Consider the following 23,835-nt stretch of genomic DNA (forward strand, 5'->3'; position numbering starts at 1 on the left):
CTCCACCGGCATCTCCGTGACCGGCATCTCCGTGACCGGTTCCTTCACGGCCCGCGCCTTCCCGGCCCGCGCCTTGGCGGTCCGAGCCTTGGCCGCGTCCCGCTCGGTCTTACTCATCTCCGCGCCCTCTCCACATGGTCTGCTGCTGTGCCAGCCGTACCGGCACGAAGATCTGACCGCAGCGGCTCACCCCGCACCGGTGGGCGAACCACCCGCGCCGGTCCGGACGGCCGGCCCGGGCGAAGCCGTGGCCCCGGGTGCCCTGGGCCCGGCGGGCCCGGCGCCGGGACTCGCGATGCTCACACATCGAGATACGCCTCCAGCCCGTGACGGCCGCCCTCCCTGCCGTACCCGGACTCCTTGTAGCCGCCGAACGGCGAGGCCGGGTCGAACTTGTTGAAGGTGTTGGCCCACACGACGCCCGCGCGGAGCCGGTCCGCCATCCACAGGATGCGCGAGCCCTTCTCCGTCCAGACGCCGGCCGAGAGCCCGTAGGCCGTGTTGTTGGCCTTCTCCACGGCCTCGGCCGGGGTACGGAAGGTCAGCACGGCCAGGACCGGGCCGAAGACCTCGTCCCGGGCGATGCGGTGGGACTGGGCGACGCCGCTGAAGATCGTCGGCGGGAACCAGAAGCCGCGCTCCGGCAGCGCGCAGGCCGGGGACCAGCGCTCGGCGCCCTCGGCCTCGCCGATGTCGGACAGCTCGCGGACCCGGGCGAGCTGCTCGGCGGAGTTGATCGCGCCGATGTCGGTGTTCTTGTCCATCGGGTCACCGAGGCGGAGCATGCTCAGGCGACGCTTGAGCGCCTCCATCAGGTCCCCGGCGATCGACTCCTGGACCAGCAGCCGGGAGCCCGCGCAGCAGACGTGGCCCTGGTTGAAGAAGATGCCGTTGACGATGCCCTCGACCGCCTGGTCGATCGCGGCGTCCTCGAAGATGATGTTGGCGGCCTTGCCGCCCAGCTCCAGCGTCACCTTCTTGGCGGAGCCCGCGACGCTGCGCGCGATGATGCGGCCGACCTCGGTCGAGCCGGTGAAGGCGACCTTGTTGACGTCGGGGTGGTTGACCACGGCCGCGCCGGTCTCCCCGGCGCCGGTCACGATGTTCACCACGCCGGGCGGGAGCTCGGCCTGGCGGCAGATCTCGGCGAACAGCAGCGCGGTCAGCGGCGTCGTCTCGGCGGGCTTGAGCACCACCGTGTTGCCGCAGGCCAGCGCGGGGGCGATCTTCCAGGCGAGCATGAGCAGCGGGAAGTTCCACGGGATGACCTGGCCGGCCACGCCCAGGGGCCTCGGATCGGGACCGTATCCGGCGTAGCCGAGCTTGTCGGCCCAACCCGCGTAGTAGAAGAAGTGCGCGGCGACCAGCGGCAGGTCCACGTCGCGCGCCTCGCGGATCGGCTTGCCGTTGTCCAGCGTCTCCAGCACCGCCAGCTCGCGCGAGCGCTCCTGGACGATGCGGGCGATCCGGAACAGGTACTTGGCCCGCTCGGAGCCGGGCAGCGCCGACCAGGCGCCGAACGCCTTGCGCGCGGCCCGCACGGCGCGGTCCACGTCCGCCTGGGAGGCGGTGGCGACCTCGGCCAGCACCTCCTCGGTGGCGGGGTTGACCGTCTTGAAGGGCGTGCCCGCGCCGTCGGTGAACTCACCGTCGATGAACAGGCCGTAGGACGGCTTGATGTCGACGACGTCGCGGGACTCGGGTGCCGGTGCGTATTCGAACATCGCCTCAGTCCAGAGTGAAGTAGTCGGAGCCCGCGTACCGGCCGGTGGACAGCTTCTGGCGCTGCATCAGCAGGTCGTTGAGCAGGGTGGACGCACCCAGGCGGAACCAGTCGGGATCCAGCCAGCCCTCGCCGGCGGTCTCGTTGACCAGGACGAGCATCTTGATCGCGTCCTTGGTGGTCCGGATGCCGCCGGCGGGCTTCACGCCGACCTTGCGGCCGGTCATCGCGAGGAAGTCGCGGACCGCCTCCAGCATGATCATCGTCACGGAGGGGGTCGCGGCGGGCTGGACCTTGCCCGTGGAGGTCTTGATGAAGTCGCCCCCGGCCATCATGGCCAGCCAGGACGCGCGCCGTACGTTGTCGTAGGTCGCCAGCTCGCCGGTCTCCAGGATCACCTTCAGGTGCGCCGGGCCGCAGGCCTCCTTGATCGCGGCGATCTCCTCGAAGACCTTCACGTAGTCACCCGCGAGGAAGGCGCCCCGGTCGATCACCATGTCGATCTCGTCGGCCCCGGCGGCCACCGCGAGCGCGGTGTCGGCGACCTTGACCTCCAGGGACGAGCGTCCGCTCGGGAACGCGGTCGCGACGCTGGCGACCTTGACCCCGGAGCTCCCGAGCGCCTCCACCGCCTGGGCCACCAGGTCGGGGTAGACGCAGACCGCGGCCACCTTCGGCACGGACGGGTCGCTCGGATCGGGGTGGACGGCCTTGGCGCACATCGCGCGGACCTTGCCGGGCGTGTCCGCACCCTCAAGAGTCGTCAGGTCCACCATGCGGATGGCCAGGTCGATGGCGCCGGCCTTGGCGGTGGTCTTGATCGATCGGGTGCCGAGCATCGCGGCCCGCTGGTCGGCGCCCACCCGGTCGACACCGGGCAGGCCGTGCAGGAAGGCTCGCAGCGTGGCGTTGGACGAGGCCACGTCGGCGAGCGAAGTAGTCACAGTTGACACCACTCCAGCATGCCGACTGGTGTGTTTAGTTCCAAACTGGACGTGGCCGAGTCGTCTCACAGCTTTTCGTCAACATTCGCCGAGTCCCCGGCGCGGAACGGTCTGCCGTACGGGAAATCCCGGCGCGGACAGCCCGCGGACAGCCCTCCGCACAGGCGATCCCCGCGCGGACAGCCCTCCGCACGCACCCTCCTAAGGCGGTGCCCGGCCCTAAGGCGGCGGGGCGGGAGCCTCCTAGGCATCCCCGGGCGACATCGCCGCCGGAGATAAGGCATCCGTCCGATGTGGCGGTGGGGGCCTTAGACCGAACCTTGAGTGTGTAAGGAAATCGCAGCACTCAAGGAGAGATCCGAGATGATCCCGGAACTTCACTTCCAGACCATGACCGACCGCGCCGCCGAGCTCCGCGCCGAGGCCGCCGAGTACCGCCGCGCCCGCGAGGCCGTAGCCGCCAGGAAGGCGCGCTCCGGTGGGGAGCGCCGCCGGGGCCTGGGCCTCTTCCGCAAGATCAGCGCCGCATGACCACCTCACGAGAGCCCGGCCGCCGCCTCCCACCCGGCCGGGCCTCACGACCTCCGTAGGACATCCTCCAGCTCTGCCTGGCACGTCCCGCACCTCCCTGAAGCCCTCCGTTCTCCTTAGGACATCTCAAATGCCGAATAAGGAGAGGAGAGCACGACATAAGGCATGCCATGCTGGACGACATGATGGGTCGGGCGGTGAGCCCCGTCTTCGTGGGGCGGGAAGCGGAGCTCGCGGGCCTGGCCGAGGCCTTCGAGCAGGCGCGTGAGAAGGCCGCGACGGCCGTGCTTCTCGGGGGCGAAGCAGGGGTCGGCAAAACGCGGCTGGTCACGTGCTTCGCCGAACGCGCCGAGCGCGACGGCGCGCGCGTGCTGGTCGGCGGCTGCGTGGAGCTCTCCACCGAGGGCCTGGCCTACGCGCCGTTCACCGCGGTGATCCGCCAGCTCGTCCGCGAGCAGGGCGCCGAGGAGGTCGCGGCGCTCCTGCCCGACGGCGGGGCCCGCGACCTGGCCCGGCTGCTGCCCGAGTTCGGCGAGGCCGGCGACGCCGTGGAGAGCGAGACCGCCCGCGCCCGGCTCTTCGAGCAGATCCTCAATCTTCTGGAGCGCCTGGCCGAGTGCCGCCCCCTCCTGCTGGTCATCGAGGACATCCACTGGGCCGACCGCTCCAGCCGCGACCTGATCGCCTTCCTCAGCCGCAACCTGCGCGCCGCGCCGGTCCTGATGCTCCTCACCTACCGCTCCGACGACCTGCACCGCCAGCATCCGCTCCGGCCCGTCCTCGCCGAACTGGGCCGGGTGGACGGGGTCCTGCGGCTGGAACTCCCCCGGCTCACCCGGGACGAGGTGGCCGCCCAGATGGCCGGCATCCTCGGCACCACCCCGGAGTACCCCAAGGTCCGCGAGGTCTACCAGCGCAGCGAGGGCATCCCGCTGTTCGTCGAGGCCCTGCTGGAGTCCGGCGGCGGCTGCTCGCTGCCCGAATCCCTGCACGACCTGATCATCGGCTCGGTCGAGCGCCTGCCCGAGGAGACCCAGCGCGTGCTGCGCGTCGCCGCCGCCGGCGGCATCCGGGTCAGTCACGCGCTGCTGTCCGCCGTCACCGGCCTGTCCGACGTGGAACTGGAGGACGCGCTCCGGCCCGCCGTCGCGGCCAACGTGATCCAGGTCGCCGACGGCCGCGCCTACGTCTTCCGGCACTCGCTGATCCGCGAGGCCGTACACGAGGAGCTCCTGCCGGGCGAGCACGTGCGGACGCACGCCCGCTTCGCCGAGGAGATCGAGAAGAACCGCAGGCTGGTCCCGCCCGGCCGGGCCGCGATCGAGATCGCGCACCACTGGTACTCCGCCCGCGACGACCTGTGGGCCCTCGTCTCCGCCTGGGACGCCGCGGGCAAGGCCGCCAACGCCTTCGCCTACAACGAGCAGATGCAGCTGCTGGAACGGGTGCTCTCGCTCTGGAACAAGGTGCCCGACGCCACCGAGCGGATCGGCGCGGACCAGACCACGGTCCTGGAACACGCCTCGGAGGCGGCCCAGGCCTGCGGTGAGCTCGACCGGGGCATCAAGTTCGTCAAGGCCGCACTGTCCGAGCTGGACGAGGAGGCCGAGCCCGAGCGGGTGGCGGAGCTGGTCGTACGGCTCTCGCAGCTCAAGATCTCCAAGCGGAAGCCGGGGGCGCTCGACGACCTCCGCTACGCCGAGCGGCTGGTGCCCCAGCCGAGCCTCGCCCGTACCCGGACGCTCGCCCGGCTCGGTTCCTACCTGATGTTCCAGGGCGAGGTGGCCGAGGGAACGGCGCTCACCGAGGAGGCGCTGGCCATCGCCCGCGCCCACGGTGAGGAGTGCCTGGAGGCGGACCTGCTGCTCAACCTCGCCGTGGGCCACTCCATCGCCGGGGACATGGAGCGGACCATCACGATCAACGAGACCGCCATGGCGATCGGCGAGCGCCTCCGCTCCGGCCGGATCCTCCTGCGTGCCCTGGCCAACACCGTGGACGCGCTGAACAACGTGGGCCGCTCGGCCGAGGCCGTGGAGCTGGCGCTCAAGGGGGAGCAGCTGGCCAAGAAGTACGGCCTCTACCGCGTCCAGGGCACCTTCATCTCCAACAACCGCGCCGAGGCGCTGGAGTCACTGGGCCGCTTCGACGAGGCCGCCGAGGCCGCCGAGTACACCCTCACCATGGACCCCACCCTGCGGACCCGGCACCACCTGCGTCGCGTCCGGGCCGATGTGGCGCTCGCCCGCGGCGAAGCGGAGGTGATCAGGTCCGTGCTGGCGGAGGTGGACGCCTTCACCGTCGAGGAGGAGTTCACCCAGGAGCTGACGGCCAACACCCGCCTCAAGATGGGTCTCCACCTGCTGGAGGGCGAGCCGCTCGCCGCCCTGGAGGCGGCCGAGCGGGTCCAGGTCGACACGCAGATCCTCAGCAAGCCGCTGCTCGGCTGGCGGCTGCTCGGGCTCATCGCCGACGTGTGCGACGCCGCCGGGGTCGTCGCCCCCGAGCGGGCGGCGGCGCTGCGGGCCCGCGCCGAGAAGGTCGGGACCACGATGGCGGCCGACAATCCGGTCTCCGAGGCCTACCGGCTCGATCTCCTGCGCGACCACGACGCCGCGGCCGCCGCCTGGGAGCGGCTGGAGCGGCCGTTCCTGCAGGCCGCGTCACTGCTGCGCGCGGCCCGGACCGCCGCGACGGCGGGTGACCGGGAGGGCGCCGCCGTACGGCTCCGCGCGGCCCGCCCGATCGCGGTCGCGCTGTCGGCCCGGCCGCTGGTCGCCGAGATCGAGGCCCTGGCCCGCAGGATCGGCGTCGCGCTCCCGGCGGAGGCCGGGCGGGAGCCGTCCGGCCGGGAGCCCGGGGGCGTCCCGCTGCTCACCCCGCGCGAGCAGGAGGTGCTCCGGCTCGTCGCCCAGGGGCGCTCGAACCGGGACATCGCCTCCGAGCTGTTCATCTCCGCCAAGACGGTGAGCGTGCACGTCTCGAACATCCTGGGCAAGCTCGGCGTCTCCACACGCGGCGAGGCCGCCGCGGCGGCCCACCGTCTCTCTCTGATCGGCTGAGCGGCCCCGCCGCGGGCCGTCACCGGGCCGCCGGGGCGAGCAGGGGGACCTGGGCGAGCAGGGTGACCTGGGCGACCTGGGCGACCTGGGTGTGATCAGGGGATCTCGCCCCGCCGGATCTCCTCAAGGGTGGTCCGCATCGCGTCGGCGGCCCGGGTGAACCAGTCGGCCAGCACGCCGACCTCCTGCGCCGAGTAGCCGGCGGACAGCTCGGCGAGCCGCCGGTAGAAGGGGGCGTACACCGCCACGACCCGGGCGACGGCTCCCTCGTCGGGAACGATCCGCACCCGCCTGCGGTCCGCCGGATCGGCCTGCCGTCGCGCGTACCCGGCCCGTTCCAGGCGGTTGAGGACCCCGGTGACGGCCCCGGTGGTGAGGTTCGCCCGCTCGGCGAGCTCTCCCGCGGTGAGGTGCTTCTCCCCGGCCTCCAGGATGTGGGCGAAGCAGGTGAGGTCGGTGACGTTCAGCCCGAGCCGCTGAGCGATGTCGTGCTGCCCGACGAGGCTCAGCGAGATGAGGCGGTCCATGGCGGCCACCGCCTGTTCGGCCGAGGCCGCGGGACGGGAGTTGCCCTCCACGGCTAATCTCCTTAGCATCTAAGATGTTTAGTAAGTGAGATAAATTTTTGCCCACTCTGACGGACCGTACACGGCCAGCCGAGGAGAGAGAACATGAGCGCCATCCACGGCGACTACGACATGGGCCACACCGTCGCCGGGTGGAGCGGCGTCGGAATCGCCCTCACCGGGTTCGCCGGGGCCGGGGCCGCCCTGTGCGCGGCCTGGGTTCCCGGCATCTGGATCGGCCTGGGCGTCACGGCGCTCGGCGGGCTGGTCTCCTGGGCGCTGCACCTGGCGGGCTGGGGCAAGCCCAGCGGGGTCCGGCCACGCGACGAGCGGGACTGGAGGATGAAGGACCCCATGACGGGCCACGCCGACTGCCTCGGCTGCCGCCTTGCGGGCAGGCGGGTGAGGACGGCGGCGCACGGCCCGGCCGTCCCCGGTCCGGCGGCACACCACCTCTCTCCGGCCGCCTCGTGATCCGGGGAGTCCCGCCTCTCGTGGTGAGGCGGGACTCCCCGGATCACGAAGGCACACGTATCACATTCCGGAGAACACGGGCTCCAGCAGCAGGATCACGCCGAAGACGGCGAACGCGGCGGCGGCGCCGTACCGGATGACCTTCTCGGGCAGGTTCTTGCCCAGCATGCGGCCGACCGCGATGGCCAGGGCGTCCGCGGCCACCATGCCGACCGTCGAACCGACCCACGTGCCGAACCAGCCGTGCTGGGTGGCCAGGGTGATGGTGGCGAGCATGGTCTTGTCACCGAGCTCGGCGAGGAAGAAGGCGACGGTCACCGCGATGATCGCCGAGCGTGTGGTACGGCGGGCCTTCTGCGCCTCCTCCTCGGTCAGCTCGTCCCCGCGCAGCGTCCAGAGCGCGAAGCCGAGGAACGCCAGACCCGCGACGATCGAGATGGCGGTGGTGGACAGGAAGTCCCCCACCAGGCCACCGAGACCGACGCTGACGAGGTGGACCACCGCGGTGGCCAGAGTGATGCCGGCCAGAACGGGCCACGGCTTGAACCGGGTGGCGAAGGTCATCGCCATGAGCTGGCTCTTGTCACCGAGCTCGGCAACGAAGATCACAGCAAGACTGATCCAGAACGCTTCCAACGGGGTCGCCCTTCAACGCGCATGCGACCGGGCCGGAAGAAGGCACCCGGGGAGTTTCGGGCACGGCTTCGGCCCGGCGGCATTTTCGGTATGCCTGCCAGGCCGAAGGTCTCGTCCGCCCGCGCCGGGAAGACCGCCGAGATCCGCGTCTTCACCGGGGCAGGGCCCGCGCGACCGGGCGCCGGGGCGCCAGTATGTCGATCACGCGATTGGGACTACTCCCCTTCGGGTGTTTCCACCCGACCTTAACACCCGGACCGGTGTGCACATTCCCGGCAGACACTTCATCTCCCCCGCGCTCGACGGCACGGCGCCGCCCGGCCGGGTGAGGGATGCGGTCAGGCGTGATGCGGCCGGAGGCGATGCGGCCGGGGATGACGGGTCACAGGCGGGTGCCGACCATCACGGGTTCGTTGACGAGCGTCACGCCGAACTTCTCGCGTACTCCGTCGCGGACCTCGCGAGCCAGGTCGAGGAGGTCCTCGGTGGTCGCCCTGAGCTCAGGATTGGTCATGGCGAGGGTGTGCTTGGTGGAGATCCGGGCCGGGCCGCGCCGGTACCCCTTGGGGAACCCGGCGTTCTCGATCAGCCAGGCGGCGGGGACCTTCACGCCGTCCCCGCCGGGCATCTCCCACCGGGGGAAACCGGGGGCGCGCAACTCCAGCTCGGCCGCCTGCTCGGCGGTGAGGATGGGGTTGGTGAAGAACGAGCCCGCGCTGCGGGTGTCCGGGTCGCCGGCGTCCAGGACCATGCCCTTGCCCGCGCGCAGCTCCAGGACCGCCCGCCGGGCCTCGGCGAGCGGTACCCGGGCGCCGAGTTCGACGCCGAGCCGTACGGCCAGCTCCTGGTAGGCGATCGGACCCGACAGCCCGTCCGCGGGCAGGGCGTAGGTGACCGCGAGCACGACATGCCGCCCGGGGTCCTCCTTGAAGGAACTGTGCCGGTAGGCGAACCCGCACTCGGCGGCGTCCAGGTCCCGCACCTGCCCGGTCACCCTGTCGTAGACCCGCACCCCCGTGATCGTCTGGGACACGTCCTGCCCGTAGGCCCCGACGTTCTGGATCGGCGTCGAACCGACCAGCCCGGGAATCCCGGACAGGCACTCGATCCCGGACCGCCCCCGGGTCACGGCCCACTCGACCAGCGCGTCCCAGTCCTCTCCGGCCTGTACGGTGACCCGGTCCCCCTCGGCCTCGATGCCCCGCGAGGCGATCCGCACGACCAGCCCGGCGAACCCGTCGTCCGCGACGACCAGGTTGCTCCCGCCGCCGAGCACGAGCACCGGCTCCCTCGCGCGATCGGCCCCGGCGACCAGCTCGACGATCTCCTCGGCCGACCCCGCCGCCACGAAGGTCCGCGCGGGCCCGCCCAGTCCCAACGTCGTGTACGGCGCGAGCCGCACTCCTGCCACCCGTTCAGCCATGCCACATTCCCTCGGGGGTCGATCCGCGAATCCGCCGACAACCCTATGCGGCGCGGGACACCCCCGGCACCGGCCCCCGCCGGTGGGTCACCGCGTCGTCCCGCCGTCCGCGTCCCGCGTCCCCGCGGGATCCTCGTCCTGCCCGCGGGGCATGGCCTCGTCGATCCGCGACGTCGCCGTGGCCCCGTCCCAGAACCGCTGCGAGGCGGCCACCCGCTGAGGATTGCCCTCCAGCTCGTTGTCGCCGCCACGGCCGACCAGCTCCGAGCCCTCGGGCTGCTGCTCCGGCGCGGCCTCCTCGTCGGCGAGCTCCTTGGCGTCGGGTTGTTCGATCCGCGCCGCGGAACCACCCGGCCGCGCGGCCTTCTCGGTCTCCGCGGCCTCTTCCGTCGGCCGCTCTGTGACCTGCCCCCCGGTCCGCTCGTCGGCCCGTCCGCTCACGTAACGTGGTGTTTCGCTCATTTCCTGACGCTACCCACGGGCCGGGGGAAGATTCTCCGCCCCGGCCCCGCGGGTGTGGAGGTCAGGAGAGCTGGACCACCGCGCGGGCCTTGGAGAGCACCCGGGAGTCGGCGCACTTGGCGGTCAGAGCGATCACCACGCGCTTGTCCTCCAGCTTCTCCTCCACGACACCGCTGACCGTGATGACGGTGCCTTCGTCGTCGTCCGGGACGACGACCATGGACGAGAAGCGCACACCGTAGTCGACGACGGCGCCCGGGTCACCGGCCCAGTCGGTGACGAAGCGCCCCGCCTGGGCCATGGTGAACATGCCGTGGGCGATGACGTCGGGCAGGCCGACGGTCTTGGCGAAACGCTCGTTCCAGTGGATCTGGTTGAAGTCCCCCGAGGCTCCGGCGTACATCACCAGGTTGATACGGCGGACCGGGTAGTCCGCCGCCGGGATCTCCTGGCCGACCTCGACCTCGTCGTACTTGACCGTCGCAGCCATGTCAGCCCGCTCCTCCACGCTCGACGATGGTGTTGTAGGTCGTGCAGACGAGCTCGCCGTCGACGGTGGTGACATCGCTCTTGACGGTGATGAACTCGTTGCGGCCGACACTGCGGATGTCGGTCACCGTCGAGACGGTGACCAGCTCGTCACCCGCGTGGATCGGCCGGCGGTACTCGAAGCGCTGCTCGCCGTGGACCACCATCGCGAAGTTCAGGCCGAGCTCGGGGTCGGCCAGGAGGGCCCCTCCACCGAGGCTGAACACGATCGGGAAGGTCGGCGGGGCGATGACGTCCGGGTGGCCCGCGGCCTGCGCGGCCTCCCTGTCCCGGTAGATCGGATTGTTGTCGCCGATCGCCGTCGCGAACTCTCTGATCTTCACGCGGCTGACCTCGTAGGGCGCCGACGGCGCAGACGCCCGCCCGATGAAGTCACGGTTCAGAGCCATCCTGCTCCTTTACGGAATCCGAGCTGGTGAAACCGACAGTAACAGAACAAGATTCGGGAGGCGACCTTCCGATCGGTCGCGACCCTCCTGCGGCCGATCACCAGGAAACCCACCAGGAAACCGTAGCCCGGCACACCCGGCCCCCGGGTGTCGAGCACGGTCAACACCCGCAGCAGAAAGCTGTTCGGATACGACAAACCCGGATACGACGGGCCGGAAACACGACGAACCGGCGTCCTCCGAGAGGACGCCGGTTCGTGTCGCGTATGCGAGCGTTGGAGAAGTCGCCGTCTCCCGCCGGGGCGGGAGGCTCCGCGGAGGACTCAGCGGGTCTCGCGGTGCGCCTGGTGCGTCTTGCAGTTCGGGCAGTACTTCTTGAGCTCAAGCCGGTCCGGGTCGTTACGCCGGTTCTTCCGCGTGATGTAGTTGCGGTGCTTGCACTCCTGGCAGGCCAGCGTGATCTTCGGCCTAACGTCGGTGGCAGCCACTTGGGAGTGCCTTTCTACGTTTGGGACTGGGACAACCCATGCCAGAGCCCCTGTTGTCATGTGGGGCCCGGGAGGGTAGTAGCGGAGGCCGGACTTGAACCGGCGACACAACGATTATGAGCCGTTTGCTCTGCCTGACTGAGCTACTCCGCCTTGAGGCCGACGAAATCGGCCGACCTCGCAAGGATACCCGACCCGCGGAGCGGCTGCGCACTTGCGTACACCAGGGGCTGTTCCGGATTTTCCGGTATGCCCATCCGCACGACGGGAACCTTGAGCCTTTCGCGGGTGGTCGTTGAACCCACCCAAGCCGAATGCCCCGACCTCAGGGTCAGGGCATTCAGACTGTGGAGCCCCCAAACGGAATCGAACCGTTGACCTTCTCCTTACCATGGAGACGCTCTGCCGACTGAGCTATAGGGGCCTGCCCGCTGTCACTTTCGCTCCTGCGGACAGGTGTAACCATACACGGCTCCCGGGCGCGATGCGAAATCGAATGCCCGCTCTCACCGAGGCCCGTTGCCACGAGGTGCCCAGGTCGGCCGGGTGCTCGTTGATCTCCGCCTGCGGCGCACCGGGTAACCGGGTACACGTGATACGACGCCAGACTAGGGACCGGTTGTCACCGTTCGATCAGGGACGCAACCGGACGGTGGACGGAGCGGAGCGGAGCAGGGGATGCTGCAGGACGAGCGCAGGCATGTGATCCGGGCGCTGGACGAGAGCGACCAGCCGCGCCTGTACTGGCACGGCATGGACGATGCGGGCCGTATCTGGCTGTTCGAGACCGTCACCGGCGACGGCGGCGAGTACTGGCCGGTGCGCCACGCGGAACTCGGCCCGGACGGCGTCCCGCGGATGTACTCCTGGCGCCGCCTGGAGGACGAGTACGGCTTCCTGGCGGAGGGTCCGCTCTACCCCGACGACTTCGGCCTGGCCGCCCTGACCGCCGAGGAGTTCACCACCCTGTGGGCTGCGCTCGACCGTTAATCCCGTCGATTCCGTCGATTCCGCTGATCCCGCGACGACCGGATAGCCAGACAGCCGGACAGCAGCCGATTAATAGACGAAAGGCACACCCTAAGGGACTCATGGGCAGTTCGCGGTCAACTGGGCAGCATGAGGACATGAATCGCCCGCCGCACCCGAAGCGAACAGACAACCCTGATGATTTGAATCTTCCGGCCGGAACGTCCATGCCGCCCGATTCACCCGACTTTCCCGGGCAGCCCGCCCCGCAGGATCCGCCCGGCCCACCCCGCGCCCGGCGGCCGTCCGGGGCCGTCCGGCTGCGCCGCCTGATCACCTCGCGCTGGACGACCTTCGTCCCGGTGCTCGCGATCATGACGCTGGTCTTCGTCTGGGGACGTGACCTCCCGCCGGTCGGGGTGATGATCGCGGCCGTGCTCCTGGCCGCCGCGGTGCTGGCGGCCGTCCATCACGCCGAGGTCGTCGCCCACCGGGTGGGTGAGCCGTTCGGCTCCCTCGTCCTCGCCGTGGCCGTGACGATCATCGAGGTGGCGTTGATCGTCAGCCTGATGGTGTCCGGCGGCCCGGAGACGGCGTCCCTGGCCCGCGACACCGTCTTCGCCGCGGTGATGATCACATGCAACGGGATCGTCGGTCTGTCGCTGCTGGTCGGAGCACTCCGCCGACGGGTGGCCGTGTTCAACGCCGAGGGTACGGGCGGTGCGCTCGCCACCGTGGCGACGCTCGCCACGGTGACCCTGGTCCTGCCGACGTTCACCACGAGCACGCCGGGGCCGGTCTTCTCCACGGCGCAGCTGGCGTTCGCGGCGGTGGCCTCGATCGCGCTGTACGGGTTGTTCGTCTTCACCCAGACGGTCCGGCACCGGAGCTACTTCCTGCCGGTCACGACCGACGGCACCGTCATCGACGCCGACGACCACGCCGCCCCGCCCACAGGACGGCAGACCCTGGTGAGCCTCGGCCTGCTGCTGGTGGCGCTGGTCGCGGTCGTCGGACTGGCGAAGGTCGAGTCCCCGGCGATCGAGGCGGCCGTCGCGTCCGCGGGCCTGCCCCAGGCCGTGGTCGGCGTGGTGATCGCGCTGCTCGTGCTCCTGCCGGAGACGATCGCCGCGGTCCGGGCCGCCCGCCGTGACCGGGTGCAGACCAGCCTCAACCTCGCGCTGGGCTCCGCGATGGCGAGCATCGGACTGACCATCCCGGCCATCGCCGTCGCGTCGATCTGGCTCGACGGCCCGCTCCTGCTCGGCCTGGGCGCCACTCACATGGTGCTGCTCGCCATCACGGTCGCCGTGACCACCCTCACCGTCGTCCCGGGACGCGCGACCCTTCTGCAGGGCGGCGTCCACCTCGTCCTGCTGGCCTGCTTCCTGTTCCTGGCCGTCAGCCCGTGAGCGCTACCGCAGAACATGAGCCCGGTGTGGTTGTCGCCGAGCGGCTTCATCATGCCGGTCAGGATCTCGAACAGCCGCTCGTCGCCGGTGCGGGCGTTCGCCTTCGGCCGGTACCGGTCCCGCAGCGCCGCCCAGTCGACCTTCTTGGCCGCGAACCCCGGATAGTTCTCCGCGAAGGTCGTCCAGAAGACGTCGAACGTCGTCAGCGGGTCCTTGGGCATGGGACGCGAGCAGCGGTCGGGCAGCGCGCGCAGCCGTACCAGGTCGATGTCGGCGACGGCGCTCGCGTAGCGGGCCCGCGGGCGGTCACGGCCCTGAGCCCGTACCGTCAGCGTGGGAACTCCGTCGGCGCCGAACCTCACCGCCCCGTCGCGGTCCGTCCCGAGCCGCTTCAGCGCGTCCTCGCCGGGAAGGCAGCTGATCGACGTGGTCTCGTAGGACCGCAGGCAGCCGTTCCCGATCGAGAGGACCAGGCCGTATCCGTCGGTCTTCCAGACCCCGTCCAGGGGCGGCCGTGGAGCGGCGTTCACGGGTGCCGCGAACGCCGTCGCCATCAGGGCCGCCACAGCCGTCGACGCCGCCCTCACGGGACCCGCGTCCCAACCGGGGATCGGGCATTGGTACGAGTCTCCGGAATCGAAAGGAGGAGCTCCGTCATCCTCCCGGGGCACCACCGACCCGTCCGGTCCGGTGTCACAAGCCGACGTACCGGACGGTGGGCGTACCGGACGGTGTATGCCGCGGTGGCCGCGGACGGCCGCGGCGGCCCCAATCGGGCGTCTGCGTATTCTCTGCGTATTCATCGCATCACGCACACGGAATCAACCCTCAGGAAGCACCGCCGGGAGCCGATGGGGTCATCGTGACCGAGTACGTTCATTCCCTGGAGGCCCGGGGCAAGACCTTCTCCGGACTGCTGGAGCATCCTCACACACGCGTCGTCGCCCTGGCACCCGACGGACGCCGGATAGCGGCGCCCGCCTCCCTGGACGTCGACGGTGACCGGCTGGTCCCCGTACCGGAGGACAACGCCAACCTCCTGGAGATGCTGCACCCGGCGGACGTGCTGGCGGCCTTGGCGGCGTGGGACCGCACCTGCAGAACGGGAGTGGGGACGGTCAAGGCCCGGCTGCGCGACGAGCCGGACCGCCACTACGAGCTGACGGCCATCGACATGCGGCACCGCTACGGCGTGTTCGTCTGCATGCTCATGGACCTCGGCACCGATCAGACCGATCCCTCCGTCCGGAGCGAGCAGCCGCTGGCGTCCCTGCGTCCCCGCTCGGCCCGCATGCTCAAGCGGTTCGACGGAGTCATCGTCGACGCCGACGACCGGGCGACCAAGATGCTCGGCTGGAGCAGGGATCATCTGATCGGCTCCCGGTCGACGCACTTCTTCCACGAGGAGGACGTGCAGCGGTCCATCAGCGCCTGGCTCGACATGCTGAGCACCAGGCAGAACTCGCGGGTGCGGGTGCGCCACCTCTGCGCGGACGGCAGCTGGTTGTGGATTGAGGTGGAGAACATCTACCAGGAGGCGCCGGACCTCCAGGAAGCCATCATGATCAGCCACATCAGCGACATCTCCGAGGAGATGGCCGCCTACGAGGCGGTGCGCCAGCGCGAGCACCTGTTCCGCAGGCTGACCGACTCACTGCCCGTGGGCCTGCTCCAGCTCGGGCAGGACGGCTCCGTCGTCTACGCCAACTCCCTGCTCACCACGATGCTGGGGACCAGAACGGCGAAAACCGCCCGGGAGCAGCTCGCGAACGTCGCCGAGCAGGACCGCGCGAATCTGGACACGGCGCTCCAGAGCGTCCTCGGGGGAGGCCCCGACCGGGAGCTCGAAGTCACCGTCCAGCCCTCCCCCGCCTCCGGGGAACAGCGCCGTTGCGCGATCACCCTGATCGGGCTGTCGAACGAGGAAGGCGCGCCCGGGGCACTCGCCTGCGTGCGGGACATCACCGAGAGCGTGCGCTCGCGTGAGGAACTGCGGGTCAAAGCGACGTTCGATCACCTCACGGGCTGCTACAACCGTGCTTCCAGCCTGGCGATCCTCAATCAGGAACTCTCCACGGAGAATCACCACCTCACCGGAGTGATCTTCGTCGACCTCAACGAGTTCAAGAGCGTCAACGACTCTCTCGGGCACGCCGCGGGCGACGAGCTCCTCGTGACCGCCGCGAGCCGGATCAAGAGCGTGCTCCGCAGCGACGACGTCGTCGGCCGGATCGGCGGGGACGAGTTCCTGCTGATCTGCCCGCGGCTCGAACAGGCCGCCGAGGTGGTCAACATCGCCGAACGGGTCGGCAAGGTCCTGGAGGACGATGTCGCGCTGTCGGCCGGTGTCGCGCGGCTCAGCGCCGCCATCGGCGTGGCCTGCTCGACCGACGGCTCCACGGGCGACGGCCTCATCGCGCAGGCGGACGCGGCCATGTACGAGTCCAAGCGCTGCCGGCCCCGCCGCCCGGTCCTCTTCGAGGCGTGAACCCGCCCGGCTCAAGGCGTGAACCCGCCCGGGGCCGGCCGGTCCAGCTCGTGGCCCGCGGTGACGTCGATGTGATCGGGTACGGCCTCATGCCGGTCGCCCACGGTCGCCGTACCGGCCGGTTCGAACATCAGGATCGAGGCACCGTCCGGTGAGAAGGGTCTGTGCTCGACACCGCGCGGCACCACGAACACCGCTCCCGCGGGCAGCGTGACGACCCGCTGCCCGGCCTCCGCCTCGCCCCGGCCTTCTCTCCGATCTCCCCGGTCTTCCCGGTCTCCCTGATCCTCAGGGTCTCCCTGGTCTTCCCGGTCTCTCAGGGCGATGCGCAGCTCGCCGTCCAGGACGAGGAAGAACTCGTCGGTGTCGTCGTGGGCGTGCCAGATGTGCTCGCCCGCCACTTTGGCGATGCGGACGTCGTAGTCGTTGACACGCGTGACGATACGCGGGCTCCAGAGCGCGTCGAAGGAGCTCAGTGCGGTCGTCAGATCGATGGGTTCGTCGGTCACCGGCCTATCGTCGAGGCTGGCGGCCGGTCCGCGCGAGTGCTAGGAATCGCATATGCCGCATGGATCCTCGCAGGGCCGTCATCGGATCGCGCTGATCGCCGACGAGGGTTCCAACCCCTTCGAGCTGGGGGTGGCCACCGAGTTGTTCGGCCTGCGCCGTCCGGAGCTCGACCGGCCCTGGTACGACTTCGCGATCTGCACCCCGCGACCGGACGTCCGGATGCACCGCGGCATGTTCACGCTGTCCGGCACGGCCGGCCTGGAGGCGGTGGACGACGCCGGCACCGTGATCGCCCCCAACCGTCCCGACCCCGAGACACCCCCTTCCCGAGAGGTGATCGAAGCCATCCGGCGGGCGGCCTCGCGCGGCGCACGACTGGTGGGCTTCTGCACCGGGGCCTTCACGCTGGCGGCGGCCGGTGTCCTCGACGGCCGCCCGGCCGCCACGCACTGGCGTTGGGCCGCCCTCTTCGCCGCCCGTCACCCCGCGGTGCTGCTCCGGCCGGATGTGCTGTTCGTGGACGACGGGGATGTGCTGACGGCCGCGGGAAGCGCGGCGGCGCTGGATCTGGGCCTGCACCTGATCCGCCGCGACCACGGCGCCGAGGTGGTCAACTCCGTCAGCCGCCGCCTGGTGTTCGCCGCCCACCGCGACGGCGGCCAGCGCCAGTTCGTCGAACGCCCGATGCCCGCCGTACGCGACACGTCACTCGCACCCGTACTCGCCTGGGCCCAGCAGCACCTGAACCGGCCGCTCACCGTGGCGGACCTGGCCGCGCGGGCCGCGACCAGCCCGGCCACCCTGCACCGGCGCTTCCAGGCCGAGCTCGGCACCACCCCGCTGGCCTGGCTGACCGCCGAACGGGTGGCCCTGGCCTGCCGGTTGATCGAGCGCGGTGAGCTGCGGCTGGACGCGGTCGCCCAGGCCAGCGGTCTGGGTACGGCCGCGAATCTGCGAACCCAGATGCGGCGCAGAACGGGACTCAGCCCCTCCGCCTACCGCCGCCGGTTCGGACCAGGCGGCAGGTGACACGGGAGACGCGGATGAGGACGCGTCGTCCGCCCGGGTGTCCTCATGTCCGCCGGATGGACAGGGCCCGGGAGGGGCACAGGCGGACGGCGTCGCGTGCCCGTGCCATGGTCCCGTCATCGGGGTGGTCGGTCAGCAGGGTCACGATGCCGTCCTCGTCCTGGTCGAAGACGGCCGGCTCGGTCAGGACGCACTGGCCGGAGCCGACGCACAGGCCGGTGTCCGCTGTGATCCACATCACACCCTCCTCACCAGGTGACGGGGAGCCCATGAACGCCGTAGACGGCGGCGTCGGACTTGAACGGAAGGTCCTCGACCGGTGCGGCCAGCCGCAGCGTGGGGACGCGGCGGAACAGCGTGTCGAAGACGATCTGCAGTTCCATCCGAGCCAGGTTCTGGCCGAGGAACTGGTGCGGGCCGAATCCGAAGGCGAGGTGGTGGCGGGCCCCGCGCTCGACGTCCAGTTCGGCCGGATCGGTGAACACCTCCGGGTCCCAGTCGGCCGACAGGGTCGAGACGATGACGCCCTCGCCGGCCCTGATGCCTACCCCGCCGATCTCCACGTCTTCGACGGCCACCCGGGAGGTGACCCCGTCGGCGATGGTGAAGTAACGCAGCAGCTCCTCCACGGCCATGGGCGTCCTGCCCGGGTCAGCCTTGATCAGGGCCAGTTGCTCCGGACGGGTGAGCAGCCCGATCACACCGAGCGAGATCATGCTCGCCGTGGTCTCGTGTCCGGCGGTCAGCAGCAGGAAGGCCAGGCTCACCAGGCCCCGTGGTCGAGGGCGCCCTCCTGCCGTTGCCGGACGATCTGCCGGCCGAACAGGTCGTCGCCGGGCTCGGACTCCTTGCGGGTGATCAGGTCGTCGATGTAGGCCCGCAGTTCGGCGAAGGCTCGCTGGCGGTCTTCCACCGAGGTCCATCGCACCAGCATGCCGGTGCGGCTCTGGAAGAAGTCGTGGTCGCCGTAGGGCACACCGAGCAGCTCGCAGATCACCAGTGAGGGCACCGGCAGGGACAGCGCCCGCACCAGGTCGACCGGCCGCCGGTCGGCGGCAAGCATGTCGTCGATGAAGCGGTCGACGATGTCCTGGATCCGCGGGCGCAGCCCGGCCAGCCGCTTCACGGTGAACTCGCCGATCACCGGACGGCGGGCCGCGGCGTGTTCCGTGCCGTCCATGCCGAGCATCAACGGCGGCTGGCTGCGGAGCTGCTGCAGGGTCACCGCGTCGAGGGTGAAGAGCGGGAACCCGTCGTTGCGCTTGTCCGAGGAGAAGCGGCCGTCGGCGAGGACGGCACGAGCCTCCTCGTACCCGGACACCCACCACGCCTCGCCGCCGCTGGTCAGGCGGATCTTGTTGATCGATGCTCGCTCGCGCAGTCGCTCGTAGGCGGCGGGCGGGGCGAACGGGCAACCGGGCTCGACCGGCAGTTCCAGGCCAGCGGGGTCACCGGCGACGTTCTTCGCCATGAAGAGCCTCCTGGTAAGAGATCTGGTTGAGTCCGTTCGGGCTGCTCAACGCTGCTCGCGGCTGCTCTGTGATCCCGCTGCGACGCCGGCGGCGCGGCGCGCGCGCAGGCCGCCGGCCAGGCACAGCACCGCGCCGAACGCGAACCAGGCGACCAGGACGATGACGGAGTGGGTGGCCCCGCGGCCGTCGAAGAACGCGGTGGAGCGCAGCAGCTGGCCACCCGCCCCCGGAGGCAGCAACTGGCCGAACGCTCCGGACCAGCCGGGCAGCATCTCGGGCGCGGTCGAGGTGCCTGACAGGGGATTGCCGATGAGCATCATGGTGACGGCGCCAAGACCGAGGCCGACGTACCCGAGCAGTGACTCCAGCCCGAGGATGCTCAGGGAGATGGCCGCGACGGTCAGGGCGACGGCGCCGCTGTTGACCCAGTAGGCGCCGTTGAGCGCGCCGAGCCAGAACTGCAGGATCGCTGCCACGGCCAGGCCACCGGTGATCGCGAAGGCGAGCGCCCCCGCGACCCGGCGGGCGGCGCCGCGGACGAGTCTGGTCAGCAGCAGCGCCGTGAGCAGACCGCCCATGACCAGGGGCAGGGCTCCGGCGGCCAGACCGGCGCCGCGTGGATCGTCGGCCGGCAGGGCGACGAGGTCGCGTACGGCGACCGCCGTACCGGTGCCCTGTGTCTGTGCCTGGCTCAGCGCGGTCGCGACACTCTGCAGGGTCTGGGCGACCGCCGCGCCGGCGGCCGAAGCGATGATGACCCGCGGGGTACCGGAGCTGACATCGATAGCCCCGTACACCTCCCGGTCGCGGATCAACCGTTCGGCCGCCGCAGTGTCGGCGACCTCGGTCGTCTCGAAGCCGCCCGGCAGGCGCCGGTCGAGAGCGGCGCCGACTCGCTCGACTGCGGTGGCCGACCCGGCGACGGCGATCGGCACATCGTGGAGCGACGACCGCACCGAGGGCCAAGCGAAGGCGGCGAGCAGCACGGAGGTGATCGCCGTGAGCAGGACGACCGCCCCGGCCACCGTCGGCCAGGATGATGGCGGTGTGGTGGCTGCTGGCGGGGCCTGAACGGCCATGTCTCCTCCTCGGATACAGCGTTTGCGTGATGGACGTGGTGATGGGCGGGCCGGTACGCGCCTGTGCCGGTGAGCGGATGCCCTCGCCCGCGGCGCTCCGCCCTGCCAGGGCGTCTTGATCAAGAGGTGGCGGCTGGAGGATCACTTCACCGTGAGGGGGGTCTCCGATGCGATGCGGGTCAGCTTCCGCGGGTTGCGGACGTAGTAGAGGCCCGCGATGCGGGCGGCCTCGACCCGGACCGCGATGACACCGTCGATCTCACCGTCCACGCGGAGGAGGAGCGCCGGGTTGCCGTTGACCACGGTGGGTTCGCCGGTGAGCGCGATCCGGGCCTTGCCGAGGCCACCGACGATCATGCGGGCCACCCTCTCGGCGCCGATGACCGGCCGTGGCGCGGCCTGCTTGACGCCTCCGCCGTCACTGATCATGACGACCTCGGGGGCGAGCACGTCGAGCAGGCCCTGCAGGTCCCTGGTGTCCAGCGCGCGCTGGAACGACGCCAGGACCTCCCGGGCCTGGCTCGGGGAGACCGCCTCACGAGGCCGTCGGGCGTCGACGTGCCGGCGGGCCCGGTGTGCGATCTGACGGACGGTCGCCAGAGTCTTGCCGACGGCGGCGGCGATCTCCTCGTAGCCGACGTCGAAAACCTCGCGCAGCACGAAGACGGCGCGCTCGGTCGGCGACAGCGTCTCCAGGACGAGCATCAGCGCCATCGACACGCTCTCGGCGAGCTCGGCGTCATCGGCCACGTCCGGCGCGGTGAGCAGCGGCTCTGGCAGCCAGGGCCCGACGTACGCCTCCCTGCGGCGCTTCATGACACGCAACCGGTCCAGCGAGCGCCGGGTGGTGATCCGCACCAGGTAGGCACGCCAATCGCGCACCTGCCCCAGGTCGACCTTGGCCCACCGCAGCCAGGTCTCCTGCAGGACGTCCTCGGCGTCGGCGGCCGAGCCGAGCATCTCGTAGGCGACGGTGAACAGCAGGTTGCGGTGGGCGAGGAACGCCTCGGTCGCCTCGGTGACGGGATCCGTCCGGCCACCGCCGGCGAGCGGCCCGGTCGTGCCCGTCGTCAGCTTGCCGCGCTCGCTCATGCCTGGCTTCGTCGGCTCGCCGCGCTCGCTCATGCCTGGCTCCTGTCCGTCACCCGAAGCTCCCACTCCATGCACAAGACGCCGGCCCCCACCTCCGTGTGACACCCCATGCCCGGTGACGTACATCACATGACCGCGCTGTCACAGATACCGGATCACCGGCGCCTCATGGTCGTCAGGTCGCCGCGCGAACAATCCGCGCGGCACACGACTCCCCGAGCGATCGCCTCGGCCCCGTCGCGTGACGTCCGTCGCGCGACCGCCGCCATGGGGAGCCATGGAGAACGGAGAAGCCATCATGAGCAAGGTCTGGTTCGTCACCGGCTCGTCGCGCGGCCTGGGCCGCAGCTTCGCCGAAGCCGCCCTGTCGCACGGTGACAAGGTGGCCGCCACCGCCCGCAGCGCCGGGAGTCTCGGTGATCTGGTCGCCGCCCACGGCGACGCGGTGCTCCCGCTGGAGATGGACGTGACCGACAAGGCCGCCGTCTTCGAAGGCGTGAAGCGGGCCGCGGAGCACTTCGGCCGGCTCGACGTCATCGTGAACAACGCCGGCTACGCCCAGGTCGGCGCGGTCGAGGAGCTGACCGAGCAGGACCTGCGCGACCAACTGGAGACCAACCTGTTCGGCGCGGTGTGGGTGATCCAGGCCGCGCTGCCCTACCTGCGCGCGCAGCGCTCCGGGCACATCGTCCAGCTGTCCTCGGCGGCCGGTCTCATGGCGATGCCGCTCAGCGGCGCCTACAGCGCCTCCAAGTGGGCCCTGGAGGCCGTGAACGAATCCCTCGCCCAGGAGGTCGCCGGCTTCGGCATCAAAGTGACCATCATCGAGCCCGGCGGCTTCGCCACCCGATCCGGCAGGAACCCCGATCCGCTCAACAACGGCCACATGTCCGCGCCCAACCCGATCTACGACGGCCTCCGCCGGCGCATCGCCGGGTTCGCGGGCAAGCAGCCCGCCGGCGACCCGGCCGCCGCGGCCGAGGCACTCCTCAAGATCGTCGAATTCGAGAACCCGCCTCTGCGGATGTTGTTCGGGCAGGGCTTCTACCCGATGCTCCAGCAGGTCTACGCCGACCGGCTCAAGACCTGGGCCGACTGGCAGGACCTGTCGGCGCAGGCCCACGGCGCCCCCGGCCGAGAAGACCGGTGACCCGGGACCGAATCACGCACCCAGAGCAAGCCAACCGACAGGAGCAGCGCATGAAACACCGCATCGTCATCCTCGGCGCCGGTTACGCCGGGGCCTACGTGGCGGGGAACCTGGCCCGCCGGCTGTCCCCGGCGGACACCGAGATCACCGTGGTCAACGCCGTGCCGGACTTCGTCCAGCGAATGCGGCTGCACCAGCTCGCGGCCGGCCGGGACATCGAGGCCCCGAAGCTCGCCGACGTCTTCGCGGACACGGGGATACGGTTGTGCCTGGCTCGTGTCACCGCCGTCGACCCCGAGCGGCGGGTCGTCACCCTGGCCGACGCCGACGCCGAGCTGGGTTACGACACGCTCGTGTACGCACTCGGCAGCCACGGCGACGGCGGCGGTGTCCCCGGCGCCGCCGAGCACGCCTTCGACGTCTCCGCCCGTCCCTCGGCGCTGCGCCTGCGCGAGCGCCTGGACAGGCGGGACAGGCGGGGCGGCGGGAGCGTGCTGGTCGTCGGCGACGGGTTGACCGGCATCGAGAGCGCCACCGAGATCGCCGAATCCCGGCCCGGCCTGTCGGTGACGCTCATCGCCCGCGGTGAACTGGGCGCCCGGCTCTCCGCCGGAGCCCGCAGCCACCTGCGCCGGGCCTGCGACCGGCTGGGTGTCACCGTCCTGGAGCACACCACCGTCGAGGCCGTCGAAGCGACGCGGGTGCTGTGCGCCGACGGCACCGTCCTGGCATCCGACGCAACCGTGTGGACGGCCGGGTTCGCGGTCACCCCCATCGCCGCCGCCGGCGGGCTGAAGGTCACCGGGAACGGTCGGATCGTCGTCGATCGCACCATGCGGTCGGTCTCGCACCCGGACGTCTACGCCGTCGGTGACAGCGCCCACGCCCTCGGCGACAACGGCCGGCCGCTGCCGATGTCCTGCGCGTCGGCCGGCTGCACCGGCCGGCAGGCCATCGAGGCGATCGTGGGACGCCTGACCGGCCGCGAGATCGCGAACGTCACGCTGGTCTACACGTACAACCACATCAGCCTCGGACGGCGGGACGGCATCCTGCAGACGGTCGACGACCAAGCGCGGGCGAAGCCGACGTACACGGGCGGCCGGAAGGCCGCGTGGGTCAAGTCGGGCGTCCTCAAGATGGCACTGTGGGCCACCTGGCACCCCACCCTCGGCCTGCCTAAGCGCAGGCACCGCCTGACCGCCGCACCGGCCGCGTCCGCCGGGAAGGCGGTCGCGTAACCGCCCGGGGTGGCCCGCGCGGGCAGCACCACCGCGGACGCGCCATCCCACGGCGGCGCGGAACGTCAGGCAGGCGTGGCCGTACGGGCGTAGTGCTCGGCGATCTCGTCGCTGGTGGTCAGCCACACACCCTCGTGGCCGGTGAT

The 23,835-nt window shown here is 70.9% G+C and carries 25 protein-coding genes, 2 tRNA genes and 1 pseudogene; 9 read left to right on the plus strand and 19 right to left on the minus strand.

Features of this window, described 5'->3' with window-relative positions; all coding sequences use genetic code 11:
* Positions 1-109 precede the first annotated feature (109 nt).
* Genes IEZ08_RS30030 through deoC form a run of 3 tightly spaced genes read right to left on the minus strand, consistent with a single transcriptional unit; the run spans position 110 to position 2,667 of the window.
* A complete protein-coding gene (locus IEZ08_RS30030) occupies positions 110-307 on the minus strand; it encodes a hypothetical protein (RefSeq protein ID WP_141703540.1) in 198 nt (65 codons plus the stop codon).
* On the minus strand, positions 300-1,724 hold the full coding sequence (locus IEZ08_RS30035) for an aldehyde dehydrogenase family protein (RefSeq protein WP_068920911.1): 1,425 nt from the start codon (positions 1,722-1,724) through the stop codon (positions 300-302). Before IEZ08_RS30035 ends, IEZ08_RS30030 begins: the two co-directional genes overlap by 8 nt.
* 4 nt (positions 1,725-1,728) lie before the next feature.
* Positions 1,729-2,667 (minus strand): deoxyribose-phosphate aldolase, encoded by a 939-nt coding sequence (deoC, locus tag IEZ08_RS30040; protein ID WP_068920910.1) that lies wholly within the window; start codon positions 2,665-2,667, stop codon positions 1,729-1,731.
* 363 nt (positions 2,668-3,030) lie between these two features.
* Here deoC and IEZ08_RS30045 point away from each other — a divergent pair, with 363 nt between their 5' ends.
* Complete coding sequence (locus tag IEZ08_RS30045; RefSeq protein ID WP_176728360.1) at positions 3,031-3,198, plus strand: hypothetical protein; 168 nt, start codon at positions 3,031-3,033, stop codon at positions 3,196-3,198.
* Between the two features lie 170 nt (positions 3,199-3,368).
* Positions 3,369-6,260: an ATP-binding protein gene (locus IEZ08_RS40550; protein WP_189243450.1), complete on the plus strand. Its 2,892-nt coding sequence runs from the start codon at positions 3,369-3,371 to the stop codon at positions 6,258-6,260.
* A 95-nt stretch (positions 6,261-6,355) separates the two neighbouring features.
* Here the strand turns inward: IEZ08_RS40550 and IEZ08_RS30055 are convergent, their stop codons facing one another.
* Positions 6,356-6,838 (minus strand): MarR family winged helix-turn-helix transcriptional regulator, encoded by a 483-nt coding sequence (locus IEZ08_RS30055; protein ID WP_176728359.1) that lies wholly within the window; start codon positions 6,836-6,838, stop codon positions 6,356-6,358.
* A gap of 93 nt (positions 6,839-6,931) precedes the next feature.
* Between IEZ08_RS30055 and IEZ08_RS30060 the strand changes: the two genes are divergently transcribed.
* A complete protein-coding gene (locus tag IEZ08_RS30060) occupies positions 6,932-7,300 on the plus strand; it encodes an HGxxPAAW family protein (protein WP_189243451.1) in 369 nt (122 codons plus the stop codon).
* Positions 7,301-7,360: 60 nt separating this feature from the next.
* Here IEZ08_RS30060 and IEZ08_RS30065 read toward each other — a convergent pair whose 3' ends face one another.
* The 8 genes from IEZ08_RS30065 to IEZ08_RS30100 form a co-directional block, all read right to left on the minus strand.
* A complete protein-coding gene (locus IEZ08_RS30065) occupies positions 7,361-7,936 on the minus strand; it encodes a TMEM165/GDT1 family protein (protein WP_189243452.1) in 576 nt (191 codons plus the stop codon).
* A gap of 382 nt (positions 7,937-8,318) precedes the next feature.
* A complete protein-coding gene (locus IEZ08_RS30070; protein ID WP_068920905.1) occupies positions 8,319-9,359 on the minus strand; it encodes a UDP-N-acetylmuramate dehydrogenase in 1,041 nt (346 codons plus the stop codon).
* Positions 9,360-9,446: 87 nt separating this feature from the next.
* A complete protein-coding gene (locus IEZ08_RS30075) occupies positions 9,447-9,821 on the minus strand; it encodes a hypothetical protein (RefSeq protein WP_141703539.1) in 375 nt (124 codons plus the stop codon).
* Positions 9,822-9,882: 61 nt separating this feature from the next.
* Positions 9,883-10,311, minus strand: a complete 429-nt coding sequence (locus IEZ08_RS30080) for a MaoC family dehydratase (protein WP_068920903.1) — start codon at positions 10,309-10,311, stop codon at positions 9,883-9,885.
* Between the two features lies 1 nt (position 10,312).
* A complete protein-coding gene (locus IEZ08_RS30085) occupies positions 10,313-10,759 on the minus strand; it encodes a MaoC family dehydratase N-terminal domain-containing protein (protein ID WP_068920902.1) in 447 nt (148 codons plus the stop codon).
* Between the two features lie 323 nt (positions 10,760-11,082).
* Entirely contained in the window at positions 11,083-11,247 is a 165-nt protein-coding gene (rpmG, locus tag IEZ08_RS30090) for a 50S ribosomal protein L33 (protein ID WP_030921771.1), read from the minus strand.
* Between the two features lie 79 nt (positions 11,248-11,326).
* Positions 11,327-11,400, minus strand: a tRNA-Met gene (locus tag IEZ08_RS30095).
* Between the two features lie 195 nt (positions 11,401-11,595).
* Positions 11,596-11,671, minus strand: a tRNA-Thr gene (locus IEZ08_RS30100).
* Between the two features lie 254 nt (positions 11,672-11,925).
* Between IEZ08_RS30100 and IEZ08_RS30105 the strand changes: the two genes are divergently transcribed.
* Positions 11,926-12,237 carry a hypothetical protein gene (locus IEZ08_RS30105; RefSeq protein ID WP_068920901.1) on the plus strand — a complete coding sequence of 104 codons (312 nt, stop codon included), beginning with the start codon at positions 11,926-11,928 and terminating at the stop codon, positions 12,235-12,237.
* A 206-nt stretch (positions 12,238-12,443) separates the two neighbouring features.
* A complete protein-coding gene (locus IEZ08_RS30110; protein WP_189243453.1) occupies positions 12,444-13,628 on the plus strand; it encodes a calcium:cation antiporter in 1,185 nt (394 codons plus the stop codon).
* Positions 13,629-13,687: 59 nt separating this feature from the next.
* On the opposite strand, the pseudogene IEZ08_RS40555 reads toward IEZ08_RS30110, so the two are convergent.
* Positions 13,688-14,431, minus strand: a pseudogene (locus IEZ08_RS40555) (hypothetical protein); the annotation flags it as partial.
* Positions 14,432-14,490: 59 nt separating this feature from the next.
* On the opposite strand from IEZ08_RS40555, the gene IEZ08_RS30115 reads away from it, so the two are divergent.
* Positions 14,491-16,116 (plus strand): diguanylate cyclase domain-containing protein, encoded by a 1,626-nt coding sequence (locus IEZ08_RS30115; RefSeq protein ID WP_189243454.1) that lies wholly within the window; start codon positions 14,491-14,493, stop codon positions 16,114-16,116.
* An 11-nt stretch (positions 16,117-16,127) separates the two neighbouring features.
* Here the strand turns inward: IEZ08_RS30115 and IEZ08_RS30120 are convergent, their stop codons facing one another.
* Positions 16,128-16,625 carry a cupin domain-containing protein gene (locus tag IEZ08_RS30120; RefSeq protein ID WP_068920899.1) on the minus strand — a complete coding sequence of 166 codons (498 nt, stop codon included), beginning with the start codon at positions 16,623-16,625 and terminating at the stop codon, positions 16,128-16,130.
* Between the two features lie 52 nt (positions 16,626-16,677).
* Between IEZ08_RS30120 and IEZ08_RS30125 the strand changes: the two genes are divergently transcribed.
* Positions 16,678-17,655 carry a helix-turn-helix domain-containing protein gene (locus IEZ08_RS30125; RefSeq protein WP_068920898.1) on the plus strand — a complete coding sequence of 326 codons (978 nt, stop codon included), beginning with the start codon at positions 16,678-16,680 and terminating at the stop codon, positions 17,653-17,655.
* 43 nt (positions 17,656-17,698) lie between these two features.
* Here IEZ08_RS30125 and IEZ08_RS30130 read toward each other — a convergent pair whose 3' ends face one another.
* The 5 genes from IEZ08_RS30130 to IEZ08_RS30145 all read right to left on the minus strand — a co-directional run bounded on the left by IEZ08_RS30130 (position 17,699) and on the right by IEZ08_RS30145 (position 21,298).
* Positions 17,699-17,893 (minus strand): ferredoxin, encoded by a 195-nt coding sequence (locus tag IEZ08_RS30130; RefSeq protein WP_068920897.1) that lies wholly within the window; start codon positions 17,891-17,893, stop codon positions 17,699-17,701.
* A gap of 10 nt (positions 17,894-17,903) precedes the next feature.
* Positions 17,904-18,422 (minus strand): cytochrome P450, encoded by a 519-nt coding sequence (locus IEZ08_RS39910; RefSeq protein ID WP_218061641.1) that lies wholly within the window; start codon positions 18,420-18,422, stop codon positions 17,904-17,906.
* Positions 18,419-19,126, minus strand: coding sequence for a cytochrome P450 family protein (locus tag IEZ08_RS39915; RefSeq protein WP_218061640.1), 708 nt, complete (start codon positions 19,124-19,126; stop codon positions 18,419-18,421). Before IEZ08_RS39915 ends, IEZ08_RS39910 begins: the two co-directional genes overlap by 4 nt.
* A 45-nt stretch (positions 19,127-19,171) precedes the next feature.
* On the minus strand, positions 19,172-20,206 hold the full coding sequence (locus IEZ08_RS30140; protein WP_189243455.1) for a hypothetical protein: 1,035 nt from the start codon (positions 20,204-20,206) through the stop codon (positions 19,172-19,174).
* Between the two features lie 141 nt (positions 20,207-20,347).
* Positions 20,348-21,298 carry an RNA polymerase sigma-70 factor gene (locus IEZ08_RS30145; protein WP_084780864.1) on the minus strand — a complete coding sequence of 317 codons (951 nt, stop codon included), beginning with the start codon at positions 21,296-21,298 and terminating at the stop codon, positions 20,348-20,350.
* A gap of 298 nt (positions 21,299-21,596) precedes the next feature.
* Here IEZ08_RS30145 and IEZ08_RS30150 point away from each other — a divergent pair, with 298 nt between their 5' ends.
* Both IEZ08_RS30150 and IEZ08_RS30155 read left to right on the plus strand, forming a co-directional pair.
* Positions 21,597-22,448, plus strand: a complete 852-nt coding sequence (locus IEZ08_RS30150) for an SDR family NAD(P)-dependent oxidoreductase (RefSeq protein ID WP_068928323.1) — start codon at positions 21,597-21,599, stop codon at positions 22,446-22,448.
* A 50-nt stretch (positions 22,449-22,498) separates the two neighbouring features.
* Complete coding sequence (locus tag IEZ08_RS30155) at positions 22,499-23,689, plus strand: NAD(P)/FAD-dependent oxidoreductase (protein WP_068920896.1); 1,191 nt, start codon at positions 22,499-22,501, stop codon at positions 23,687-23,689.
* Positions 23,690-23,835 lie beyond the last annotated feature (146 nt).

It is taken from the genome of Planobispora rosea (assembly GCF_014648175.1).
GTDB lineage: Bacteria > Actinomycetota > Actinomycetes > Streptosporangiales > Streptosporangiaceae > Planobispora > Planobispora rosea.

What these genes read in the sequence shown, in the direction of transcription:
- IEZ08_RS30030 (WP_141703540.1), bottom strand. Translation starts at nt 307, where the DNA reads ATGTGTGAGCATCGCGAGTCCCGGCGCCGGGCCCGCCGGGCCCAGGGC.
- IEZ08_RS30035 (WP_068920911.1), bottom strand. Translation starts at nt 1,724, where the DNA reads ATGTTCGAATACGCACCGGCACCCGAGTCCCGCGACGTCGTCGACATC.
- IEZ08_RS30045 (WP_176728360.1), top strand. Translation starts at nt 3,031, where the DNA reads ATGATCCCGGAACTTCACTTCCAGACCATGACCGACCGCGCCGCCGAG.
- IEZ08_RS40550 (WP_189243450.1), top strand. Translation starts at nt 3,369, where the DNA reads ATGCTGGACGACATGATGGGTCGGGCGGTGAGCCCCGTCTTCGTGGGG.
- IEZ08_RS30060 (WP_189243451.1), top strand. Translation starts at nt 6,932, where the DNA reads ATGAGCGCCATCCACGGCGACTACGACATGGGCCACACCGTCGCCGGG.
- IEZ08_RS30070 (WP_068920905.1), bottom strand. Translation starts at nt 9,359, where the DNA reads ATGGCTGAACGGGTGGCAGGAGTGCGGCTCGCGCCGTACACGACGTTG.
- IEZ08_RS30075 (WP_141703539.1), bottom strand. Translation starts at nt 9,821, where the DNA reads ATGAGCGAAACACCACGTTACGTGAGCGGACGGGCCGACGAGCGGACC.
- IEZ08_RS30080 (WP_068920903.1), bottom strand. Translation starts at nt 10,311, where the DNA reads ATGGCTGCGACGGTCAAGTACGACGAGGTCGAGGTCGGCCAGGAGATC.
- IEZ08_RS30085 (WP_068920902.1), bottom strand. Translation starts at nt 10,759, where the DNA reads ATGGCTCTGAACCGTGACTTCATCGGGCGGGCGTCTGCGCCGTCGGCG.
- IEZ08_RS30105 (WP_068920901.1), top strand. Translation starts at nt 11,926, where the DNA reads ATGCTGCAGGACGAGCGCAGGCATGTGATCCGGGCGCTGGACGAGAGC.
- IEZ08_RS30110 (WP_189243453.1), top strand. Translation starts at nt 12,444, where the DNA reads ATGCCGCCCGATTCACCCGACTTTCCCGGGCAGCCCGCCCCGCAGGAT.
- IEZ08_RS30125 (WP_068920898.1), top strand. Translation starts at nt 16,678, where the DNA reads ATGCCGCATGGATCCTCGCAGGGCCGTCATCGGATCGCGCTGATCGCC.
- IEZ08_RS30130 (WP_068920897.1), bottom strand. Translation starts at nt 17,893, where the DNA reads ATGTGGATCACAGCGGACACCGGCCTGTGCGTCGGCTCCGGCCAGTGC.
- IEZ08_RS39915 (WP_218061640.1), bottom strand. Translation starts at nt 19,126, where the DNA reads ATGGCGAAGAACGTCGCCGGTGACCCCGCTGGCCTGGAACTGCCGGTC.
- IEZ08_RS30140 (WP_189243455.1), bottom strand. Translation starts at nt 20,206, where the DNA reads ATGGCCGTTCAGGCCCCGCCAGCAGCCACCACACCGCCATCATCCTGG.
- IEZ08_RS30145 (WP_084780864.1), bottom strand. Translation starts at nt 21,298, where the DNA reads ATGAGCGAGCGCGGCAAGCTGACGACGGGCACGACCGGGCCGCTCGCC.
- IEZ08_RS30150 (WP_068928323.1), top strand. Translation starts at nt 21,597, where the DNA reads ATGAGCAAGGTCTGGTTCGTCACCGGCTCGTCGCGCGGCCTGGGCCGC.
- IEZ08_RS30155 (WP_068920896.1), top strand. Translation starts at nt 22,499, where the DNA reads ATGAAACACCGCATCGTCATCCTCGGCGCCGGTTACGCCGGGGCCTAC.